General features: G+C 62.8%; 20 protein-coding genes. 12 read left to right on the top strand and 8 right to left on the bottom strand.

Annotation, left to right across the window (positions count from 1 at the left end):
* Positions 1-17: 17 nt before the first annotated feature.
* From rlmB to carD, 5 genes are read right to left on the bottom strand one after another with little or no spacing between them, the layout of a single operon-like run.
* Positions 18-995: a 23S rRNA (guanosine(2251)-2'-O)-methyltransferase RlmB gene (gene rlmB / locus ACFWAD_RS18450; RefSeq protein ID WP_378546350.1), complete on the bottom strand. Its 978-nt coding sequence runs from the start codon at positions 993-995 to the stop codon at positions 18-20.
* A 2-nt stretch (positions 996-997) separates the two neighbouring features.
* Positions 998-2,392, bottom strand: coding sequence for a cysteine--tRNA ligase (cysS, locus tag ACFWAD_RS18445; protein ID WP_378546347.1), 1,395 nt, complete (start codon positions 2,390-2,392; stop codon positions 998-1,000).
* Between the two features lie 11 nt (positions 2,393-2,403).
* A complete protein-coding gene (ispF, locus tag ACFWAD_RS18440; protein ID WP_378546344.1) occupies positions 2,404-2,880 on the bottom strand; it encodes a 2-C-methyl-D-erythritol 2,4-cyclodiphosphate synthase in 477 nt (158 codons plus the stop codon).
* Positions 2,881-3,579, bottom strand: a complete 699-nt coding sequence (gene ispD / locus ACFWAD_RS18435) for a 2-C-methyl-D-erythritol 4-phosphate cytidylyltransferase (protein ID WP_378546341.1) — start codon at positions 3,577-3,579, stop codon at positions 2,881-2,883.
* Between the two features lie 22 nt (positions 3,580-3,601).
* Positions 3,602-4,090 carry an RNA polymerase-binding transcription factor CarD gene (gene carD, locus ACFWAD_RS18430; RefSeq protein WP_003945666.1) on the bottom strand — a complete coding sequence of 163 codons (489 nt, stop codon included), beginning with the start codon at positions 4,088-4,090 and terminating at the stop codon, positions 3,602-3,604.
* 265 nt (positions 4,091-4,355) lie between these two features.
* On the opposite strand from carD, the gene ACFWAD_RS18425 reads away from it, so the two are divergent.
* Entirely contained in the window at positions 4,356-4,991 is a 636-nt protein-coding gene (locus tag ACFWAD_RS18425) for a copper chaperone PCu(A)C (RefSeq protein WP_021342814.1), read from the top strand.
* Between the two features lie 98 nt (positions 4,992-5,089).
* Positions 5,090-6,523, top strand: a complete 1,434-nt coding sequence (gene radA, locus ACFWAD_RS18420; protein WP_276116490.1) for a DNA repair protein RadA — start codon at positions 5,090-5,092, stop codon at positions 6,521-6,523.
* Positions 6,524-6,546: 23 nt separating this feature from the next.
* Here radA and ACFWAD_RS18415 read toward each other — a convergent pair whose 3' ends face one another.
* Positions 6,547-7,107: a PaaI family thioesterase gene (locus ACFWAD_RS18415; RefSeq protein WP_378534968.1), complete on the bottom strand. Its 561-nt coding sequence runs from the start codon at positions 7,105-7,107 to the stop codon at positions 6,547-6,549.
* Between the two features lie 96 nt (positions 7,108-7,203).
* On the opposite strand from ACFWAD_RS18415, the gene disA reads away from it, so the two are divergent.
* Positions 7,204-8,289, top strand: a complete 1,086-nt coding sequence (disA, locus tag ACFWAD_RS18410) for a DNA integrity scanning diadenylate cyclase DisA (RefSeq protein WP_378546691.1) — start codon at positions 7,204-7,206, stop codon at positions 8,287-8,289.
* A gap of 27 nt (positions 8,290-8,316) precedes the next feature.
* On the opposite strand, the gene ACFWAD_RS18405 is transcribed toward disA, so the two are convergent.
* The gene (locus ACFWAD_RS18405; RefSeq protein ID WP_378534964.1) at positions 8,317-9,060 is read right to left on the bottom strand and encodes a DUF4232 domain-containing protein; all 744 of its coding nucleotides are present in this window, start codon (positions 9,058-9,060) and stop codon (positions 8,317-8,319) included.
* A 97-nt stretch (positions 9,061-9,157) separates the two neighbouring features.
* Positions 9,158-9,796: a carbonic anhydrase gene (locus tag ACFWAD_RS18400; RefSeq protein ID WP_007726896.1), complete on the bottom strand. Its 639-nt coding sequence runs from the start codon at positions 9,794-9,796 to the stop codon at positions 9,158-9,160.
* 228 nt (positions 9,797-10,024) lie between these two features.
* Here ACFWAD_RS18400 and ACFWAD_RS18395 point away from each other — a divergent pair, with 228 nt between their 5' ends.
* The 9 genes from ACFWAD_RS18395 to ACFWAD_RS18355 are packed head-to-tail and all read left to right on the top strand — an operon-like array spanning position 10,025 to position 18,845.
* The gene (locus tag ACFWAD_RS18395; RefSeq protein ID WP_378546338.1) at positions 10,025-10,891 is read left to right on the top strand and encodes an MlaE family ABC transporter permease; all 867 of its coding nucleotides are present in this window, start codon (positions 10,025-10,027) and stop codon (positions 10,889-10,891) included.
* Entirely contained in the window at positions 10,891-11,736 is an 846-nt protein-coding gene (locus ACFWAD_RS18390; protein WP_378448203.1) for an MlaE family ABC transporter permease, read from the top strand. The genes ACFWAD_RS18395 and ACFWAD_RS18390 overlap by 1 nt, the downstream gene beginning before the upstream one ends.
* Positions 11,733-12,917: an MCE family protein gene (locus ACFWAD_RS18385; protein WP_378546335.1), complete on the top strand. Its 1,185-nt coding sequence runs from the start codon at positions 11,733-11,735 to the stop codon at positions 12,915-12,917. The genes ACFWAD_RS18390 and ACFWAD_RS18385 overlap by 4 nt, the downstream gene beginning before the upstream one ends.
* Positions 12,914-13,924, top strand: a complete 1,011-nt coding sequence (locus ACFWAD_RS18380) for an MCE family protein (protein WP_378546332.1) — start codon at positions 12,914-12,916, stop codon at positions 13,922-13,924. Before ACFWAD_RS18385 ends, ACFWAD_RS18380 begins: the two co-directional genes overlap by 4 nt.
* Positions 13,921-14,913, top strand: a complete 993-nt coding sequence (locus ACFWAD_RS18375; protein ID WP_378546329.1) for an MCE family protein — start codon at positions 13,921-13,923, stop codon at positions 14,911-14,913. The genes ACFWAD_RS18380 and ACFWAD_RS18375 overlap by 4 nt, the downstream gene beginning before the upstream one ends.
* The gene (locus ACFWAD_RS18370) at positions 14,910-15,989 is read left to right on the top strand and encodes an MCE family protein (RefSeq protein WP_378546326.1); all 1,080 of its coding nucleotides are present in this window, start codon (positions 14,910-14,912) and stop codon (positions 15,987-15,989) included. The genes ACFWAD_RS18375 and ACFWAD_RS18370 overlap by 4 nt, the downstream gene beginning before the upstream one ends.
* Complete coding sequence (locus ACFWAD_RS18365) at positions 15,989-17,062, top strand: MCE family protein (RefSeq protein WP_378546324.1); 1,074 nt, start codon at positions 15,989-15,991, stop codon at positions 17,060-17,062. The genes ACFWAD_RS18370 and ACFWAD_RS18365 overlap by 1 nt, the downstream gene beginning before the upstream one ends.
* On the top strand, positions 17,059-18,309 hold the full coding sequence (locus tag ACFWAD_RS18360; RefSeq protein ID WP_378546321.1) for an MlaD family protein: 1,251 nt from the start codon (positions 17,059-17,061) through the stop codon (positions 18,307-18,309). The genes ACFWAD_RS18365 and ACFWAD_RS18360 overlap by 4 nt, the downstream gene beginning before the upstream one ends.
* Positions 18,306-18,845 carry a hypothetical protein gene (locus tag ACFWAD_RS18355; protein ID WP_378546318.1) on the top strand — a complete coding sequence of 180 codons (540 nt, stop codon included), beginning with the start codon at positions 18,306-18,308 and terminating at the stop codon, positions 18,843-18,845. The genes ACFWAD_RS18360 and ACFWAD_RS18355 overlap by 4 nt, the downstream gene beginning before the upstream one ends.
* Positions 18,846-18,933 lie beyond the last annotated feature (88 nt).

Below are 18,933 nucleotides of genomic sequence, written 5' to 3'. Positions count from 1 at the left end.
CTGCAAGCCGTTACAACTCAGCTGCTACGACGCCTGCGGGCGATGTCCGCCAGGACAACTCCGGCGGCAACCGACGCGTTGAGCGACTCGACCGGACCGGCCATCGGAATCGAGAGGATCGCGTCGCAGTTCTCGCGGACGAGACGTGAAAGACCCTTGCCCTCGGAACCGACCACGATCACCACGGGACCGCTGCCGTCGAATTCGTCGAGAGTGGTGTCGCCACCGGCGTCGAGACCGACGACCTGAACACCCTTCGACGCCCAGTCCTTGAGCGTGCGAGTGAGGTTGGTGGCCCGCGCAATCGGCAGACGAGCGGCAGCGCCGGCGCTGGTACGCCAAGCAACAGCACTCACGCTCGCGCTACGACGCTCCGGAATCACGACGCCGTGTCCACCGAAAGCTGCGACCGAGCGCACAACGGCGCCCAGGTTGCGGGGATCGGTGATGTTGTCCAGCGCGACGAGCAGCGGCGGCTCGGCGTGCTTACGTGCCTCGGACAGAAGATCGTCCGGGTGCGCGTAGCGGTACGGCGGAACCTGCAGAGCGACGCCTTGGTGAAGACCGTTGGCGCTGAGGCGATCGAGATCCGAGCGCGGCACCTCGAGGATGGAGATACCGGCGTCGGCAGCCCGCTGAACAGATTCCTTCAGCCGGTCGTCGCTCTCGGTACCGACAGCCACCCACAGCGCCGTCGCCGGAACACCCGCGCGCAGGCACTCCACCACCGGGTTGCGACCGAGCACGGTCTCGGGACCGTCGAGAACCTTGCGGCCCGGACCCGGACGGCCACCGCGGCCCTGGTTCTGCTTCTCGTCGGCCCGGGCGGCGCGCGCTGCACGCTTCGCCGCGGGGTGCTTGGTGCGTGCCTCGGCGGGAGGCGTAGCACCGCGGCCGGCGAGACCACGCTTGTGCTGGCCACCGGAACCGGCAACCTGGCCCTTCTTGGTGCCGCCCTTACGGACTGCGCCGCGCCTGCTCGAGTTTCCAGCCATTGTTACTGCCCTGCCTTAAGGGACCATTCGGGTCCGTCGGGAGTATCGGTTACTTCGATACCCGCCTTGATGAGGCGATCACGGACCTCGTCCGCCACCGCCCAGTTCTTTTCCGTACGTGCCTGCTGCCGACGATCGAGATCGGCCCGCACCAACACGTCCAAAGCTTCCATTGCCGTCTCGGTGTCGCCACCGGACTGCGTCCAATGCTCGTCGAGTGGGTCGACGCCCAGGATCGCGAGCATGGCCCGCACCTGGCCGGCAGCCACCCGAGCCGCGTCGAGATCACCGGCAGCAAGCGCGGAATTACCCTCGCTCGCCTTGCCGTGGATCTCGGCCAACGCGATCGGCACCGACAAGTCGTTGTCGAGAGCCGCCGCGAAACCTTCGGTCCACGTGCCGAGTTCGACGCCACCTGCGCGCTTGTGTGTGCGCAGGACAAACGACTCGAGCCCCTGGTAGGACTTCGCACTTTCGTCCAATGCCTCGTCGGAGTACTCGAGGTTGGAACGGTAGTGCGCACTACCGAGGTAATACCGAAGTTCTTGCGGGCGAACCTTCTTGAGCACGTTCGGCACCGAGAGAACATTGCCCAACGACTTGGACATCTTCTCGCCACTCATCGTGACCCAACCGTTGTGCAGCCAGTACTGAGCGAAATCGTCGCCGGCGCACTTGGCCTGAGCGATTTCGTTCTCGTGGTGAGGGAAGACGAGATCGCGTCCACCGCAATGGATGTCGAATGCCGCGCCGAGGTAGAACTCCGCCATGGCCGAGCACTCGAGGTGCCAGCCCGGACGGCCGGGTCCCCACGGTGTCGGCCACGAGGGCTCACCGGGCTTGACGGCCTTCCAGAGAGTGAAGTCGCGGGGATCGCGCTTTCCCTCGGCGGCACTCTCGCCCTGATGGACGTCGTCGAGTTTGTGACCGGACAGCGCGCCGTACTCGGGGTAGCTCTGTACGTCGAAGTAGACGTCACCGCCCGCCGCGTACGCGTGGCCGTTCGCGATCAGGCGTTCCATCATCTCGACCATCTGCGTCACGTGACCGGTGGCCCGCGGCTCGATGGACGGGGGAAGCACACCCAATTGGTCGTACGCCCACGTGAACGAACGCTCGAACGTCGTCGCCCACTCCCACCAAGGTCGGCCGGCGTCGGCGGCCTTGTTGAGGATCTTGTCGTCGATGTCCGTCACGTTGCGCACGAAGGCAACGTCGTTGCCGTGCGCCAACAGCCAGCGTCGCAGCACGTCGAAAGCGACGCCGCTGCGAACGTGTCCGATGTGAGGGTCGCCCTGAACTGTCGCCCCACACAGGTACACCGATGCATGTCCGGGGGCCAACGGAACAAAATCCCGAAGGGCCCGCGTACCGGTGTCGTATAGGCGCAGGGTCACGACCAGCGATCTTACCTGTCGTGTTCGGTTGTCATGACCAACGCGGTGGCCATGGCGGCGATCCCCTCGCCGCGACCGGTCAAGCCGAGGCCGTCCGTGGTGGTCGCAGACACCGAAACCGGGGCGCCGAGGATGTCCGAGAGCACCCTCTGTGCCTCGTCGCGTCGCGGCCCGATCTTCGGGCGGTTACCGATGACCTGCACTGCTGCGTTGCCGACGGTGAACTGGTTCTCCTCGAGCAGTCGGCGAACCTCGGCCAACATTCGAGCGCCGCTCACGCCGTCCCATTCGGGCCTGCCGGTGCCGAAAACCGAACCGAGATCACCGAGGCCCGCCGCGGAGAGCAACGCGTCACAGAGCGCGTGGACGGCGACGTCGCCGTCCGAATGCCCTGAGCACCCGTCTGCTTCCTCGAACAGCAACCCCGCTATCCAGCAAGGTCGGCCCACCTCGATGGGGTGGACATCCGTGCCGAGACCGACGCGCATCTAATTTCCGTTCCGTGAGTCCGCACTCAACTCTGTCTCCGAGATCAGGAGCGCCCGTGCAAGGACGAGGTCGAGCGGAGTGGTGATCTTGAAGGCGAGAGCGTCGCCGGGAATCGTCTGGACCGAAACACCGAGACGCTCGACCAGAGCGGCATCGTCGGTCGCGGCGACATCACCGGCCTCGTACGCACTCCGCAGGACGTCGGTGGAGAAGCCCTGAGGAGTTTGAACCGCACGCAACTCCGAACGAAGAGGCGTACCGGTGACTGCGCCGAGTATGTCGACCGACTTGATCGTGTCGGTAACCGGAAGTACCGGAATGACCGCGGAGCTGCCGGCCTGGAGAGTTTCGACGACACGTGCGATCAGCGCCGGCGGCGTCAATGCCCGCGCGGCGTCGTGCACGAGTACAAAATCCGCGTCACCGGCAGCACTGAGGCCGGCTCGAACCGAATCGGTTCTTTCGGCGCCACCACCGACGACGTCGACGTCCGCTGCGAGACCGAGGTCGGCCACGACGGATTCGACCAGCTCAGGCGGCACAATGACAACAACGCGGTCGATCGCTCCGGATTTCCGGAGTCCATCGACCGCGCGTGCAAGCATGGTGCACCCACCGAGTTCGACGAATGCCTTGGGCAATTTCTCGCCCAAACGCACTCCCCGACCTGCAGCAGGTACCAGGGCTACTACTGCCACTGTCAGCTTTGTTGTATTACCGTCAGGACGCGGCCGCGAGGACCTCGTCGAGAATGGTCTCTGCCTTCTCGGTGTCAGTGCCCTCGGCGAGCGCGAGCTCTCCGACGAGAATCTGACGAGCCTTGGCGAGCATGCGCTTCTCACCAGCGGAAAGTCCACGGTCCTGCTCACGACGCCACAGGTCACGAACAACTTCTGCAACCTTGTTCACGTCACCTGAGGCAAGCTTCTCGAGATTTGCCTTGTATCGACGAGACCAGTTGGTGGGCTCTTCGGTGTGCGGTGCTCGCAGAACCTGGAAAACCTTGTCGAGGCCTTCTTGGCCGACCACGTCACGAACTCCGACGTACTCTGCGTTGTCTGCAGGAACCCGAACTGTGAGATCGCCTTGAGCGACCTTCAGAACCAGGTACTCCTTCTGCTCACCCTTGATGGTGCGGGTTTCGATAGCTTCGATCAGCGCCGCACCGTGATGGGGGTATACGACGGTGTCTCCGACCTTGAAAATCATGTGTCCCGTGCCCCTTTCGATTCCACTAGTTTAACACGTGAAAGAACCGACCACTCATCAACTGTGCAGGTCAGGGGCATCCTTGCTCGAGCGTAGGGGTTGACAGGGCTTGTTGTACGTGCATTCAACTGGTCTGGAGCACCCCTGTGTAACCGACTGAAAGCCCACGCAGACAACCGTTGTGGCGACCCGACGGCCAGCCTGCAGGACCTTATCTACTACTCTGCCTAGTGGAGTGCGAACCTGACGCCGTGGAGGACAAATCGTGACTGCTATCCGTAAGCCGACTCGTCGAGTCGCTACCGCCATTGCACTGGCTGCAGGCGCAGCCATCGCGCTGTCCGCTTGCGGTTCCGGACAGGTGAGCCAGACCGCCGTCCAGCAGGCCGCCGTGAACGGCAACAGCGCCAACCTCGGTGAGATCGCACTGCGCAACGTGCACATCGCTTACCCCTCGTCCGAGGAATACAGCATCGAGCCGGGCGGCAACGCCGTGCTCGCGTTCACCGTCGTGAACGACAGCGCCGAGACCACGGACAAGCTCGTCAGCATCACCACCGATTACGCAGCACGCGTCATCGCAGGTGAAGAGGTCGGCGGCTTGACGATCAAGCCGCAGACGTCACTGCAGGCCGGTCAGTTGCCCGCCGGCGAGGGCGCCGCAACCGAGGCCGAGACCCAGATCAAGAACAACGAAGAGAACGACGACGCACCCGCTGCGCTCACTCTCGTCGTTCTGCAGGACATCAAGGCAGGCGTTCGCCCGGGCTTGACCGTCCCGATCACGTTCAAGTTCGAGAAGGCCGGTTCGGTCACCGTCGACGTGCCTGTCGATGCCGGCCCGCAGCTCGAGCGCAACGAGTCGGACAAGTCGCCCGACGTTGCAGAAGCTGGGCACTGAGCCCCGAATCACCAAGGCGCACACTGCGCCTCGCAGAACAATTTCAGCATCGCACTAGAGGCGGGGTCCATGTCGGACCCCGCCTCTAGTCTGTCCCGGTGGCCAAAGTGAAATCGAACTACCGATGCTCCGAATGCCAGTCGGTAGTGCCCAAGTGGGTCGGTAGATGTCCGGACTGCGACTCGTGGGGCTCGATGACCGAGGTCGCCGTCGTCGCACCCGTCGCCAGTCGCGCCGGCGCTTCACTCGCGAAAGCGGGGTCAAGCGCCGTACTACCAACGACGCCGGCCACCCCGTTGACACAGATCGACAGCACCTCGACGCAGGCCAAGCCCACCGGAATCGGCGAGCTGGACCGCGTCCTCGGCGGTGGTGTCGTTCCGGGTTCCGTAGTTCTGCTCGCGGGAGAGCCCGGTGTCGGAAAATCGACGCTACTTCTCGAGGTCGTCTACCGCTGGGCGATGCGCAGTGCCGAAGATCGAGCGTTGTACGTCACGGGCGAGGAGTCTGCCGGTCAGGTTCGACTACGAGCAGATCGCACCAACTCGGTCCACGAGCGGATGTACCTGGCAGCAGAATCCGATCTCGCGACAATCCTCGGCCACGTCGAGCAGGTCAAGCCGACCCTGGTCATCGTCGACTCGGTGCAGACAATGCTTGCTGCCGACGTCGACGGCGTCGTCGGCGGCGTGACCCAGGTCAAGGCCGTCACCAGCGCCCTGACCTCCTTGGCCAAGGCAAGTGGCATCCCGGTGCTTCTGATCGGCCACGTCACCAAGGACGGCGCCGTCGCCGGCCCTCGCTCGCTCGAACATCTCGTGGACGTGGTCCTGCACTTCGAAGGTGACAAGCACTCCACCCTGCGCATGGTCCGTGGCGTAAAGAACAGGTTCGGCGCAGCCGACGAAGTGGGATGCTTCGAGCTGAGCGAGCAGGGCATCAACGAGATCAGCGATCCGTCCGGGCTTTTCCTGCATCACCGTGAAGAAGCCGTGGAAGGCACTGCCGTCACCGTGATGATGGACGGTAAGCGTCCTCTGCTCGGCGAAGTTCAAGCCCTCGTTGCCACCACACCCCTGCCGACACCTCGCCGTGCCGTCAGCGGGCTGGACACCGCCCGTGTGGCCATGGTTTTGGCCGTGTTGGAGCGCCGCGTCGGCGTGTCGATCTCGAAGGCCGACGTCTACGCCGCGACCGTGGGCGGAATGCGGATGACCGAGCCGGGTGCCGATCTGGCTCTCGCCATTGCAGTCGCTTCCGCCGTGAAAGCCAAACCCGTCCCCAAGGGGCTCGTCATCCTCGGCGAGGTCGGACTCGCCGGAGAGGTTCGACGAGTTGCCGGCGTGAACCGACGGCTGATCGAAGCTGCCCGATTGGGATTCACCAGCGCGATAGTGCCAGTCGATTCCGGCCCGAACATTCCCGGCATGCGCGTCAACGAAGTGGCGAATCTGGCCGAGGCGCTGGCCTACGCCGGATTGATGGGCGGCAAACAAGCCCCGTCTCGCCCCAAGCTCACACCGGTGAAGTGATCGGCGTGCGGCCGACTACCTCGTCAGACCGACGAGGTGCCGAACGGGGAAGTCGGTTCGCCGTCCACGAACTCCTTGGTCTTGGCGAAGTGTTCCGAGGTGATGGTCAGGAACAGTCCCCGGGATGTTCCCACCACCGTGTCCGGATCCGCTGTCGGACCTTCGACGATCACCGCTTCTGCACTGGTGTAGACCTTGCGGCGCACAACGCCGTCGATGCGGGCCCGGAATTCGAGCACCGATCCCAACGGGATCGGTCTGGCGAAGTCGATCTCGAGGTGCCCGGTCACCACCGGCGAGCCGAGAGCCATGCATGCCATACCTTGAGCCTCGTCGAATGCCGTCGACAGAATGCCGCCGTGAATAACTCCCGGACCGCCCTGATACTTCTTGGCGACCTCCAAACGACCGGTCACTTCCAGCCCGTCACCGGCCCTGAAACTCATCGCCATTCCCGCAGGCTGGTCGTCGCCGCAGCCGAAGCATTTCGACCAGTGCTGAGGCAGCTTCTCGCCGGCGGCCGGAAAGAATTCGGTCGGCTCCGGGAGGGTCAGGTCGTCAGGCAGGGTCCAGGTACTACTCATGGATAGGTAATCTAAACGGGGATCAGTCCGGCACAGGCATCGGGCCCGACCGAAGTGACATCGACCTCAGCAGGGAGTTTCTCAATGATCAGTGCGATGGCGGACACTCAGTCGTCGTCGGCATTGCGAGAGACCATCGCCAGGTTGGCGCCGGGTACCGCGTTGCGAGACGGGCTCGAGCGCATTCTTCGCGGTCGTACCGGCGCGCTGATCGTCCTCGGATACGACGAAGAGATGGAAGCGCTGTGTGACGGCGGATTCAATCTCGACGTGGAGTTCGCCCCGACCCGATTGCGCGAGCTGTCGAAGATGGACGGCGCGGTTGTCCTCTCGACGGACGGCACACGCATCGTGCGCGCCAACGTCCAACTCGTTCCCGATCACAAGATTCCCACCGTCGAATCCGGCACCAGGCACCGTGCCGCCGAGCGCACGGCGATTCAAACCGGCTATCCCGTGGTGTCGGTCAGTCAGTCGATGTCGATCGTCAGTGTGTACGTCGGAGGTATCCGGCACGTCATCGACGGCTCGGCCACCATACTTTCGCGCGCCAACCAGGCCGTCGCGACGCTCGAACGATACAAAGCGCGCCTCGACGAAGTGACACGGCAACTGTCGGTCGTCGAAATCGAGGATTTTGTGACCCTGCGCGACGCGTTGACCGTCGTACAGCGACTCGAAATGGTTCGCCGTGTGTCGATCGAGATCGAGCAGGACGTCCTCGAGCTCGGCACCGATGGTCGCCAGCTGGCACTGCAGCTCGAAGAACTGGTCGGCGACAACGACATTGCACGTCAACTGATCGTTCGGGATTACCTTGCCGCCCCCGAACCCATCGGTACCGCGGCGATGGACAACGTCCTCGTCGCACTCGATCGCGTCACCGACGCCGACCTACTCGATCTCACGACGCTTGCGCGTGTGCTCGGTTATCCGGGCACTATCGAAGCCCTCGATACTCCGATGACTCCTCGCGGATATCGCGTACTGATGCGTGTGCCTCGATTGCAGTTCCATCAGATCCACCGCTTGGTCGGATCGTTCGGCACTCTCCAGTCGCTACTGGCCGCTACGGCTGCCGATCTGCAGTCGGTCGAGGGCATCGGTGGGCTGTGGGCCCGTCACATCCGTGAGGGACTGTCCCGGCTCGCCGAGACGTCGATCACCGGATCGTTCAACTAGGCCAACCCGTTCGCCGCTTGCTCGCTCTCACGCGATGTTGAACGGCTCCGGGGAGCTTCGCAATGCGCCGAGCTGACCGACAACCGTGTAGGCGCCTGCGCCCACCGGATTGCGCTCGGGGTTCTGCGCGGTCGCGCACTCGGGGTTCGAGGTCGTGGCCGACCAGGCGACCTTGAACGCGGCTTGCTCACCCGGAGCGAGGTTGCGCACGTCGGCAGCGGGCTGCGGGTAGCAGTCGACGTTGGACCACAGACGGGTCTTGCCGTCGATGCTGTAGACGAGCACCTGCTGAAGGCCGCCCGCCAGATCTCGATCACAGGGTGCCGAACCGATATTGGTGATGACGATCGTGAACGACGGCTCTTCGCCGGGAGCGAAGGTCGCCTTGTCAGCGGTTGCCTTGACTGCCAGCGACGAGTCGGCGCACTGACCGGCCGGAACCGGGGCGCCGGTGGTCGACGAAGACGACGCCGATGTCGACGATCCCGAAGCTTGCGTGCCCGAGCCGCCCGATCCACCGGCAGCGCCCCCACCCGAACCACCGTCACCCGACGGCGCGTTGGATCCGGAAGGGTTGGGAGTGAACGAGACGTCTGTTGTCAGCGAGGAACTCGCAGCGGCCGAATCGGCCTCCGGGGTATCACTTCCACCGCCGAACAGGGCAGACGCCGCCCAGATGATCAACGCCAGTGCAATGACGGCGGCACCAATGGCCAGCGCCCGGCGACGCCAGTAGATCTCGGGGGGCAGTGGTCCATTAGGTTCCAACACGGACTCAACGGTAGTTGGCGCAGGGTCCACTAACCGTCAGCTGAGGCGGCGTGTCGGTACCCATTGTCTGCTGCCAGGTACCACTGCCCCGGAAGATCTAACCTTCGACGGTCTCGACGCTCTCGCCGATGTCGCCGACTGCGCCTTGAACTCGCATGTGACCGTCGGACAACGTGTACGTGACGCCGACGATCGCGCACGCACCCTTGTCCACCTTGTCGGCGATGATCCGGGACCTCTGCATGATCAGAGAGCCGGTCTCCACGACGTGACGGCCTTCGAGTTCGTCGACGGTGGACAAGCCTTCGTTGCGGCCCATCAGGATGGACGGGGCAACACGCTCGACCACACTGCGGATGAATCCATCGGGAACTGCGCCCTTGTCCAGGGCGTCGAGCGTTGCCTTCACAGCACCGCAACCGTCGTGCCCGAGGACGACGATGAGCGGCACGTTGAGCACGTGAACGGCGTACTCGATCGAACCGAGAACCGAATCGTCGAGTACATGACCGGCCGTACGCACGACGAACATGTCGCCGAGGCCCTGGTCGAAGATGATCTCTGCGGCTACGCGCGAATCACCGCAACCGAACAGAACCGCTGTGGGGTGCTGCCCGTCGACGAGTTTCGCGCGGTCGGCGATTCCCTGGCTGGGATGGATGGATGCGTCGTTGACAAATCGCTCGTTGCCTTCGCGAAGAGACTTCCAAGCGGAAATGGGGCTTGATCGTGGCATTCACTCATTGTGCACCCGCCGCATTTCGGGCTCTCGCCGGGAAGGTTGCGTAGACGCAAACGAAAGATCCGCGTCGGCTTTCACACCTTGTGATGAAGCACCCGAATTGGAACTTACTTCAGAGTCAGTTTCCTGATACCGTCTCCCAACGTGACCTGGAGCACTTCGAGCATCCGAGTGTGATCGAAGAAACCCGACCAGCACGATTCGGCCGGAAAGGGGGATGGCGTGAGCACCGAAGTTGAAACAACCGGAGACAACCCCGAAGTTGGAACAAGCGGGGACGCAACACCTGCCTCCCCGGCCAAGACGAATATGTTCTCGAACCTGCTGTCCGAGATCGGACTGCTGTTCACCTTCACCGTGCGTGTGTGCGTTGCCGCGGTCACGACCCTGCGACGCCGGCGCCTCGCCTGGCGTGAAGCGCTCGACCAGATGTGGTTTCTCGCCCACGTCACCTCGGTCGCGTCTGCTCTGGTGATGATTCCCCTCGGTGTGGGAGTAGCACTGCAGATCGGTGCGCTGGCAGATCAAATCGGCGCGGGTGCGTACAGCGGTGCCGTCGTCGCGTTCCTCATCATCGGACAGGCCGGACCGCTGGTGTGCGCCCTGATCATCGCCGGCGTCGGCGGTTCCGCGATCTGCGCAGACTTGGGAGCGCGCACGATCCGTGAAGAAATCGACGCACTCGAAGTGCTGGGCCTACCCGTGCTCGAACGCCTGGTCGTGCCCCGGATGATCGCGATCGCGATCGTCTGCCTCCTACTGAATTCGATAGTTCTCGTAATCGGTTTGGGCGCAAGCCTCTTCGTTCACGTCCTGATACTCGACGGCAACGCACAGAGCTTCCTACGCAATCTCGTTCAATTCAGTCAACCCAGCGACTTCGTCGTCTCCGGCATCAAAGCCGTTGCCTTTGCTCTCATCTCGGGAATCGTGGCCTGCTACAAGGGCTTGACCGTCAAGCGTGGAGCCCAAGGCGTCGGCGATGCCGTCAACGAGACCGTGGTGCTCTCGTTTGTCCTCGTGTTCGTCGCGAACCTCGCGATCACCCAGTTCTACCCGCTGTTCGTGTCGGTGAAAGGTGCCTACTGATGCACCTTCCCATCGCAATTCGTGCCAAGCGGGTCAGTTCGCGAACCGTCGACGGGTTGAGTCGACTCGGCGATCAGTTCACCTTCCACGCGCGCGTGATCACCTCGATTCCGGCAACCCTGCAGCGATACTGGCGTGAAGTGGCCCGTCTGGTCGCGCAGGTGGCATTCGGTTCGGGCACCCTCCTCGCCGGCGGCGGCAGCGTCGTCGTCATCTTCGCGATCTCGTTCTTCGCCGGTTCCCAGATCGGACTCGAGGGCTACCGCGGGCTCAACCTCGTCGGCCTCGCTCCACTGTCGGGGGTGATGTCCGCCATCGCGAACACTCGCGAGGTCGCACCGCTCGTCGCCGCAATCACCTTGGCAGCCAAAGTCGGAACCGGATTCACCGCGCAACTCGGCGCCATGAGGATCTCCGAGGAAATCGACGCACTCGAGGTCATGGCGATTCCCTCACTGCGGTATCTGGTCACCACCCGAATGATCGCGGCACTGATCGCGGTGGTCCCGCTGTACCTCGTCGGCCTGTTCGCCTCGTACATGGCAACGGCGCTTGCCGTGATCCGGGTCAAGGGACAGTCCGAGGGAACGTACGGGTACTACTTCAGTCTTTTCCTCTCCCCCAACGACATCTGGCTGTCACTGATAAAAGTCATGGTGTTCGCGGTCGTGGTGACCCTCGTGCACTGCTACTACGGTTACACCGCCACCGGTGGCCCCGAAGGCGTCGGACGAGCCGCCGGGCGAGCCTTGCGCACCAGCATCGTCTTCCTTGCTTTCACCGACGTCGCGATGACCATTGCGCTGTGGGGACTCAAACCTCAAGTACCCGGGTTGACCGGATGATCGTCACGAATACCAGTCGAATCACGCTGGCACTGCGGGGTTTACTTGCCGTTGTCTTGCTGATCATCGCCTATGTCTTCCTGTTCAGCAGGGGAACGGACACCTTCGGTTCCACACCTCAGGTCAGCGCTGTCGTCCCCGCCGCCGCCGGTGCGCTACGCGTCGGGTCGTCTGTTCAGTACCGCGGCGTCGTAGTCGGAACGGTAGCCGACATCGAGCCGGGCACCACCGCGTCCACCGTCTCACTCGCAATCGACGAGGGTGCGTTCGAGGACATACCGTCGACGAGTCAGGTGAGGCTGATGCCCCGCAACATCTTCGGCGACTTCTTCGTAGACCTGATTCAACCCGCCGGACTCTCCCGTGGCCCTGCTCTCGCGCCGGGTACGGAGTTGGTATCGGATCAGTCCGAGGTCGCGGTCCAGCTCTACCAATCGATCTCGCGGATCTACTCGCTCGTTTCTTCCCTCGACCCCGCCGACATCAACGTCGCGCTCACGGCAGTCTCGGACGCGATGAGCGGCAAGGGAAACCAGATCGGTGAATCTCTCGATTCGGTTCACCACGCGTTGGTCGGTGCGCAGCCCGTCATCGACGGGCTCGGTGACGACCTCGACGACATAGCCACCCTCGCCGACAGTCTCTCGTCGAGTGCGCCGGACATGCTCGCCGCATTCGAGAACTCCATCACCACATCCAAAACCGTCGTCGAGAAATCCGACGGGTTGGCGGCGCTTCTGCGAGCCGGTACCAGCACGGGTTCTGCTGCCGCGACTGTGATCGGTGACAATCGTGACCGCATGATCACCGTGATCGACGACGCCGATTCCCTCACCGGCGCAATCACTTCACGACCCGACCACATCACAACTTTCTACACCGGCCTGCGCAATCTCACGATCAAGCTTCCGCCGGCGTTGGCACACGGGCCATGGCTGAGCACCGACCTGCGACTGTCCGTCACAGATCTGTATCCGTACGGCAAAACCGACTGCCCACAATACGACGCGGCCCGCGGCCCCAACTGCCCTGCCGCCGCTGCCGCGTTGGGTGGAACCGTCGGACCGGTCGGCAGTCCCGTCGAACAGTCGCTGATCGCAGCTCTCACCCAGGGAGGTACAGCGTTGGACACTCTGGTGGCCGGACCGGTACTTCGTGGCACGACGGTGGTGGGCGAATGAGCGTGAAGAGGTCTCTGATCAGATTCGGAGTGTTTGCCGCACTGTCGATTCTCGCCACCGTGATCGTGGTGAGCACCCTGATCAACCCCGTCTCCGGGCCGAGTTCGCAGTACCAGGCCGTCTTCGTCAATGCCTCCGGTCTGGTCACGGGCAGTGACGTACAGATCGCCGGGGTCCGAGTCGGGCGCGTCGAGAGCGTCGAGTTGGTGAACAATCAAGCCGTCGTCGGTTTCGAACTCGAATCCACACAACGCATTCCGACCGACGGTCGAGCGGTGGTGAGGTATGCGGATCTGTTGGGGGCACGGACGATTTCGATCGAATCAGACCCACACGAACGAGCAACCGGCAACTACCTCTCCCCCGGGGCCACCATTCCGGTGGAACGGACTCAGCCGGCGATCGACCTCACCGACATCCTCGGCGGCTTCCGTCCACTGTTCGACGCACTCGACCCCGCAGAAGTCAACGAGCTTGCCGGACACGTCGTGCAGGTATTCCAAGGACAAGGTTCCACCATCGAAGGCCTGCTCGAGCGCACCGTTGCCGTCACCGAGAACTTGACGTCCCGCGACGCGATCCTGGACCAGCTACTGACCAACCTCGACCGGGTACTGACCGTCACCACGACGAATCGACCCAACTTCGTCGAGATGATCAACACCCTCGACACACTGGTCGGCGGTTTGGCACAGGACCGCCAACAGATCTCGGCCGCAGTGGATTCCGCAGGTGCCCTGACCTCTTCCCTTCAGGACTTGGTCACGCGGGTCGAGCCTGACTTGGCGGGCACACTGACCTCCATCGATCAGTCGGCCCGCGCCGTCGTCGACAATCGCGACTCGCTCGCGACAGGTATCACCGCCTTCGATCAACTGTTCACCCAGTTGGGAATCGCAATGAGCTACGGCAGTTGGGCGAACATCTACATCTGCAACTTTCGACTCAGTGCACTGGGTCAATCGGTGGCGCTGGGTGGTCCCGAGCGCTCGGCGGTGTGTCGATGAACTGGCTCACCGTCAAGAACCCGGTCCGCAACGGAATCATCTGCATTCTCGTCGGAGTCGGAGTCGTTCTGGCCGCACTTGTCGTCCCTCAACTGATCTTGAAGGTCAAGACCAACGAGTACCACGCCGTATTTGCCAACGCCACCGGGTTGACGCGAGACGATCCGGTCAACGTCGCAGGAGTTCCGAGCGGGGTAGTCACGTCGTTGGCGGTCAGCGGCAACTCCGTTGACGTCACCTTCCGACTCGACGACGGCGTCAGTCTCGGCGAAGACTCGCGTGCGGACATCAAGATCTCGACTCTGCTCGGCCGACGCTCGCTCGACATCACTCCGAACGGATCGCGCTCCTTGCCCGCAGGTTCGACCGTCCCCATCACGAACACCAGTGTTCCGTTCACTCTCGACGACCTCGGACGCAGCGCACAATCCACGTCGGAAAACCTTGACCTGCAACAACTGCGAAACATGCTGACCGTGGTCTCCGACAACTCACCGAACGATCCCGAACTCATCCGCCGCTCACTCGAGGGCATCGACGCACTCTCCGGGGTCGTCAACAACAACGACGATGCACTGCGCTCCCTTCTCACCGGGGCGCAGCAGACCACGACCACCCTGATCGAGCAGAAGGACACTCTGCAAACCCTTCTGGGAAATGCAGATCTGGTGATGGCCACGATCGCCGACCGGCGGGACGTGTTGAACGCCCTTGTACAAGACCTGAATCAGTTGAGTACCACCATTGCCCAGTTCCTCGGTGACAACCAGGCTTTGGTCGACTCGGTCATGGGAGACATCCACGAGGTGACGGGAGTTCTGTCCGAGAACGAACAATCGCTGACCACGCTGCTCGACAACTTCGCGCCCAGCGTCCGCTACGTCACCAACGCGACCGGCAACGGCAACTGGCTCGATCTCAACTCACCCTCCACGCTCATCCCGGACAACTGGTTGTGCGTCGTAGGGCTTGTGCAGGGGTGCCGATGACCACGACCGTCAAGAAACTTGCTGCTCTGGCCGCAATAGTGATCTGCGCGATCGGCGCGATCTTGTTCGTCACGCGTGACGAGCACCGACTCACTCTCACTGCCGAATTCGCTTCCACCGATGCCATCTTCACCGGCAACACGGTGACAATTCTGGGAGTTCCCAGCGGGAGAGTCGAGAGCGTCACACCGGACGGGCCCCGGGTGCGGGTGACACTGAGCCTGCCACCGGGAACACGCGTGCCAGCCGACGCGCAGGCCTGGGTCCTCTCTCCTTCGGTCATCAGTGACCGCACGATCGAACTCGGCCCCGGCTACGAAGACGGTGAGTTCCTCACCAACGGCGCGGTGATCCCTCTCGAACGCACTCACTCTCCTCTGACGTGGGACCAGCTCACTGCTTCGGTGAACGAACTGACGGTCGCGCTCGGCCCTGGCGCCGACGGCGGTGGGATCGGTGACCTCATCGGAGAAGGCGCCCACGCGGTGGACGGCAACGGGCAAGCATTTCACGATGCCGTGCAGTCCATCTCACAGGCAAGTTCGGTGCTGGCGGGTGCAAGTCCTGACATCTCCGAGCTGGTGAAGAACCTGAACACCCTCGTGCAGTTGATCGCGGACAACCAGACCCAGGTCGATTCGCTGTCGAACTCGGTGACAGTGACCGCCCGCGCGTTCAGCGAACAACGCGAAGACATCAGCGGGGCGCTCGATTCCCTGACCACATTGCTCGGACAGGTCTCGGCGCTACTCGCCGAACACGGCGAGAGGGTCACCGCCGACCTGGGTGCGCTCGCACAGTTGACCGGAGCAGTGGCGACCAAGCAGGACCAACTGCGCGAGATCATCGAAACGGCACCAACGGGATTCGAGAACGTCGCCAACCTCGTCACAGAAGACGGCAGGGCACGCGGCCGCTTGGACATCGCCACCGACCTCTCACAGTTCGACACGACACGAGCACTGTGCGAGAAGATGCCGATTCCACTGTGCACCGGGCCGGGAATCGTCAATCCCATCGAATTCCCTTCCGCAGGCAGTTCCGAGCTGGCACGCATCCTGGGTGGAGGCAACTGATGGCGTCGAACAGGTCCGTGGCGAGCATTGTTGTGGCACTTGCCTTCGCAGCGCCCTTGACCGGCTGCAGTCTCAACTTCCAGCACCTCCCCCTCGGTCGCGGCCTGCCGGGACAGTCGTACCCGTTGAACATGGAGTTCGACGACGCGTCACTACTGCCCGTCGGCGGCGAGGTACGGATCGGGCAGGCCGTCGTCGGCAAAGTCACCTCGATGAGCGCGGAAACCTTTGCCGCCGTCGTCCATACCGACATCGAGTCCGACATCGAACTACCCATCGGCACCCGCGCCCGTATAGAGCTGTCAACCCCGATCGGCGATGCATTCGTCAACCTCGAAGTTCCGGCCGATGCGACCGGCCCCGTCCTCGAACCAGGTTCCACCATCAAACGATCGGAGACCGTTCGCGGGCCCGACGTCGCACAACTACTCGGCGCCGTCGGAACTCTGTTGAACGGCAGCGGGTTGGCGCAGGTCAAGAACATCGTCAGCGAGGCTGATCAGATTCTCGACGGCAGGGACGAGACGATCCGCGATCTGCTTGCGCGCCTTGACGCTTTTCTCGGAACACTCGAAAACCGAAAAGAATCGATCAACTCGGCCCTGGACTCACTGAATCGGCTCAGCGCCTTGATCGGTGACGAGAGCGCCACCATCAACGAAGGTTTGCGCGCACTCACGCCTGCCTTGGGTGTTGTCTCCGACCAACGACAACCACTGCTGGATCTTCTCGATGAGACCGACAGGCTCAGTACCGCAACCAATTCCGTACTCGATCAGTCGGCCGACCAGATTTCCGACATCACCGATCGACTCTCACCCATCCTCGACCAGTTCTCGGCGATGGGCCCGACACTGGGTGAGACGATGACCAACCTGGACAACGCGAGAGTGCTCCTCGAACGCGCCAGCCCAGGTGACTACGTGAACATCGACCTCGACGTCGATCTCGAGGGAACAGTGACCGGAGTGCTCAACGAGATCATTCCCGGTGCCGCACCGCCACTGCCACCTCTGCCTGCCTTCGACCGGGAGCTGCCGATCACGACACCCCTGCAAGGAGGCGCGCGATGAAGAACCGAACCGTCTATTTCGAGATCGTAGCCTTCCTCCTCATCGCGGTGATCAGCACGACGTACGTACTCCGGCAAGTAGGTGCCGGAGATCCGTTCACCGGAACCTTCTCGGTCACCGTCGAATTGGAGAACGCGGCCGGAATCGCACCAGGTTCGGAGGTGGCATACCGCGGAGTCACCGTCGGCGACGTCGAGTCGGTGCAGGTGGACTCCGCCCGGGACCTCGTCGTGATGACGTTGAGCATCGCCGCCGACAAACAGATCCCCAACGATTCGCATGCGGCCATCAGCCAGGACACCGCAGTTCCGGTACTGAAAGTTCAGTTGTCCTCGCAGACCGACGGCGGCCCCTACCTCGCCGAAGGTTCGGTGGTTCCGACTGAGCGCACGTCGATCCCGGTCGCGTTGGGAACCGTCATCGCGAATTTCAACGCTGCTGCCGACACCGTCGATCCGGCAGACCTGCGGACCCTCTCGCACGAACTCGGTGAGGGATTGAACGGATCGGGTCCGGATCTACAGGCTCTCGTCGACAACTTCGACGTACTCGCGCGCACTGTCCGAGCCGATCAACCGCAAGTCAACACACTCGTACAGAATTCTCGTTCACTCTTTGCCGCGAACGAAGACAACGTCGATGCTCTTCCCGAAGTTGCACTCACACTTCGCCAATTGACAGATCAGGTACGAAACTCCGACCCGCAACTGCGCACACTCCTCGATCGAAGCCCGAGCGTTCTCGACAATCAGATACTCCCTCTCATCGAGCAGAGCCGTGAACCGTTCAGTCTGCTGTTGGCCAATTCCCTCGTCTCCACGCAGATCGTCACCGCACGGATGCCTGCCGTCGACGCCTTGTTGGTGGTGGTCCCGAAAGGTTTCGAAAAGTTCGGAAGCATCGTCAAAGACGGACGCGCGCAACTTGATCTGATCACAGCACTCGGTCCGGTCTGCCTCTACGACACACCCCGGCGATCGGTACAGGACACCTCACCGACCACAATCGACAAGAACCAACACTGCACGGACCAGTCGGGCCGCATCCAGAACCGAGGTTCGCAGAACATCCCCACCGCAACCGGAGCAAACACTGGAACGATCGACGGGGTCGCGCAATACGATCCTGCCGTCGGCACGGTCGCTACCGGCGACGGAACATCGATTCGCCTGGGCCTCAACGGTGGTCAGAACACCGTTCTCGGTGACAACTCGTTTGCCGCACTACTAGTTCAAGGAACGCAATGACCGAGACAGCTGAACCCCAGACACCCGAGCCCCCGACACCCGCAATCGTCGACAAGCCCAAGCGGCTTCGCAAGCAGACCGTAGTGATCATTGCCGGCGTCCTGGTCGTCGTCGCTGCGCTCGGATGGGGTGCATTCGCGACCTGGCAGAAATCCGTCGACGACGACGCCCGCACCAGCGCACTCGAGAGCGGACGGCAATTCGCCACCGACCTCGCGACATACAACTTCGAGAACCTCGATCAGAATCTCTCCGTGGTGCGCGACAACTCCGTCGGTGAGTTCGCCGGCCAGTACGCCCAAGTGGCAGCCAACCTGCAGAACATGATCGTGCAGTATCAGGCGACCTCGTCAGCGCAGATCATCTCAGCCGGGCTGGCGAGCAGTGACCGCGACAACGCCGAAGTTCTCGTTTTCCTCGATCAAACGATCACCAACACCAACTCCCCCGATCCGAGGATCGACCGCAACCGCATGCAACTCTCACTGGTCCGCGAAGACGGCGAGTGGAAACTGAGCAACGTGCAATTGTTGTGATCGGGAGGTCTGCCATCAGCAAGCGGCCGTATCGGCACGCAGCAGTATCGGAACGCAGCCGTATCGGAACGCAGCCGTATCGGAACGC

The organism is Rhodococcus sp. NPDC059969, assembly GCF_042738325.1.
Taxonomy (GTDB): domain Bacteria; phylum Actinomycetota; class Actinomycetes; order Mycobacteriales; family Mycobacteriaceae; genus Rhodococcus_F.
This window is presented reverse-complemented; position numbering and strand designations above follow the sequence as displayed.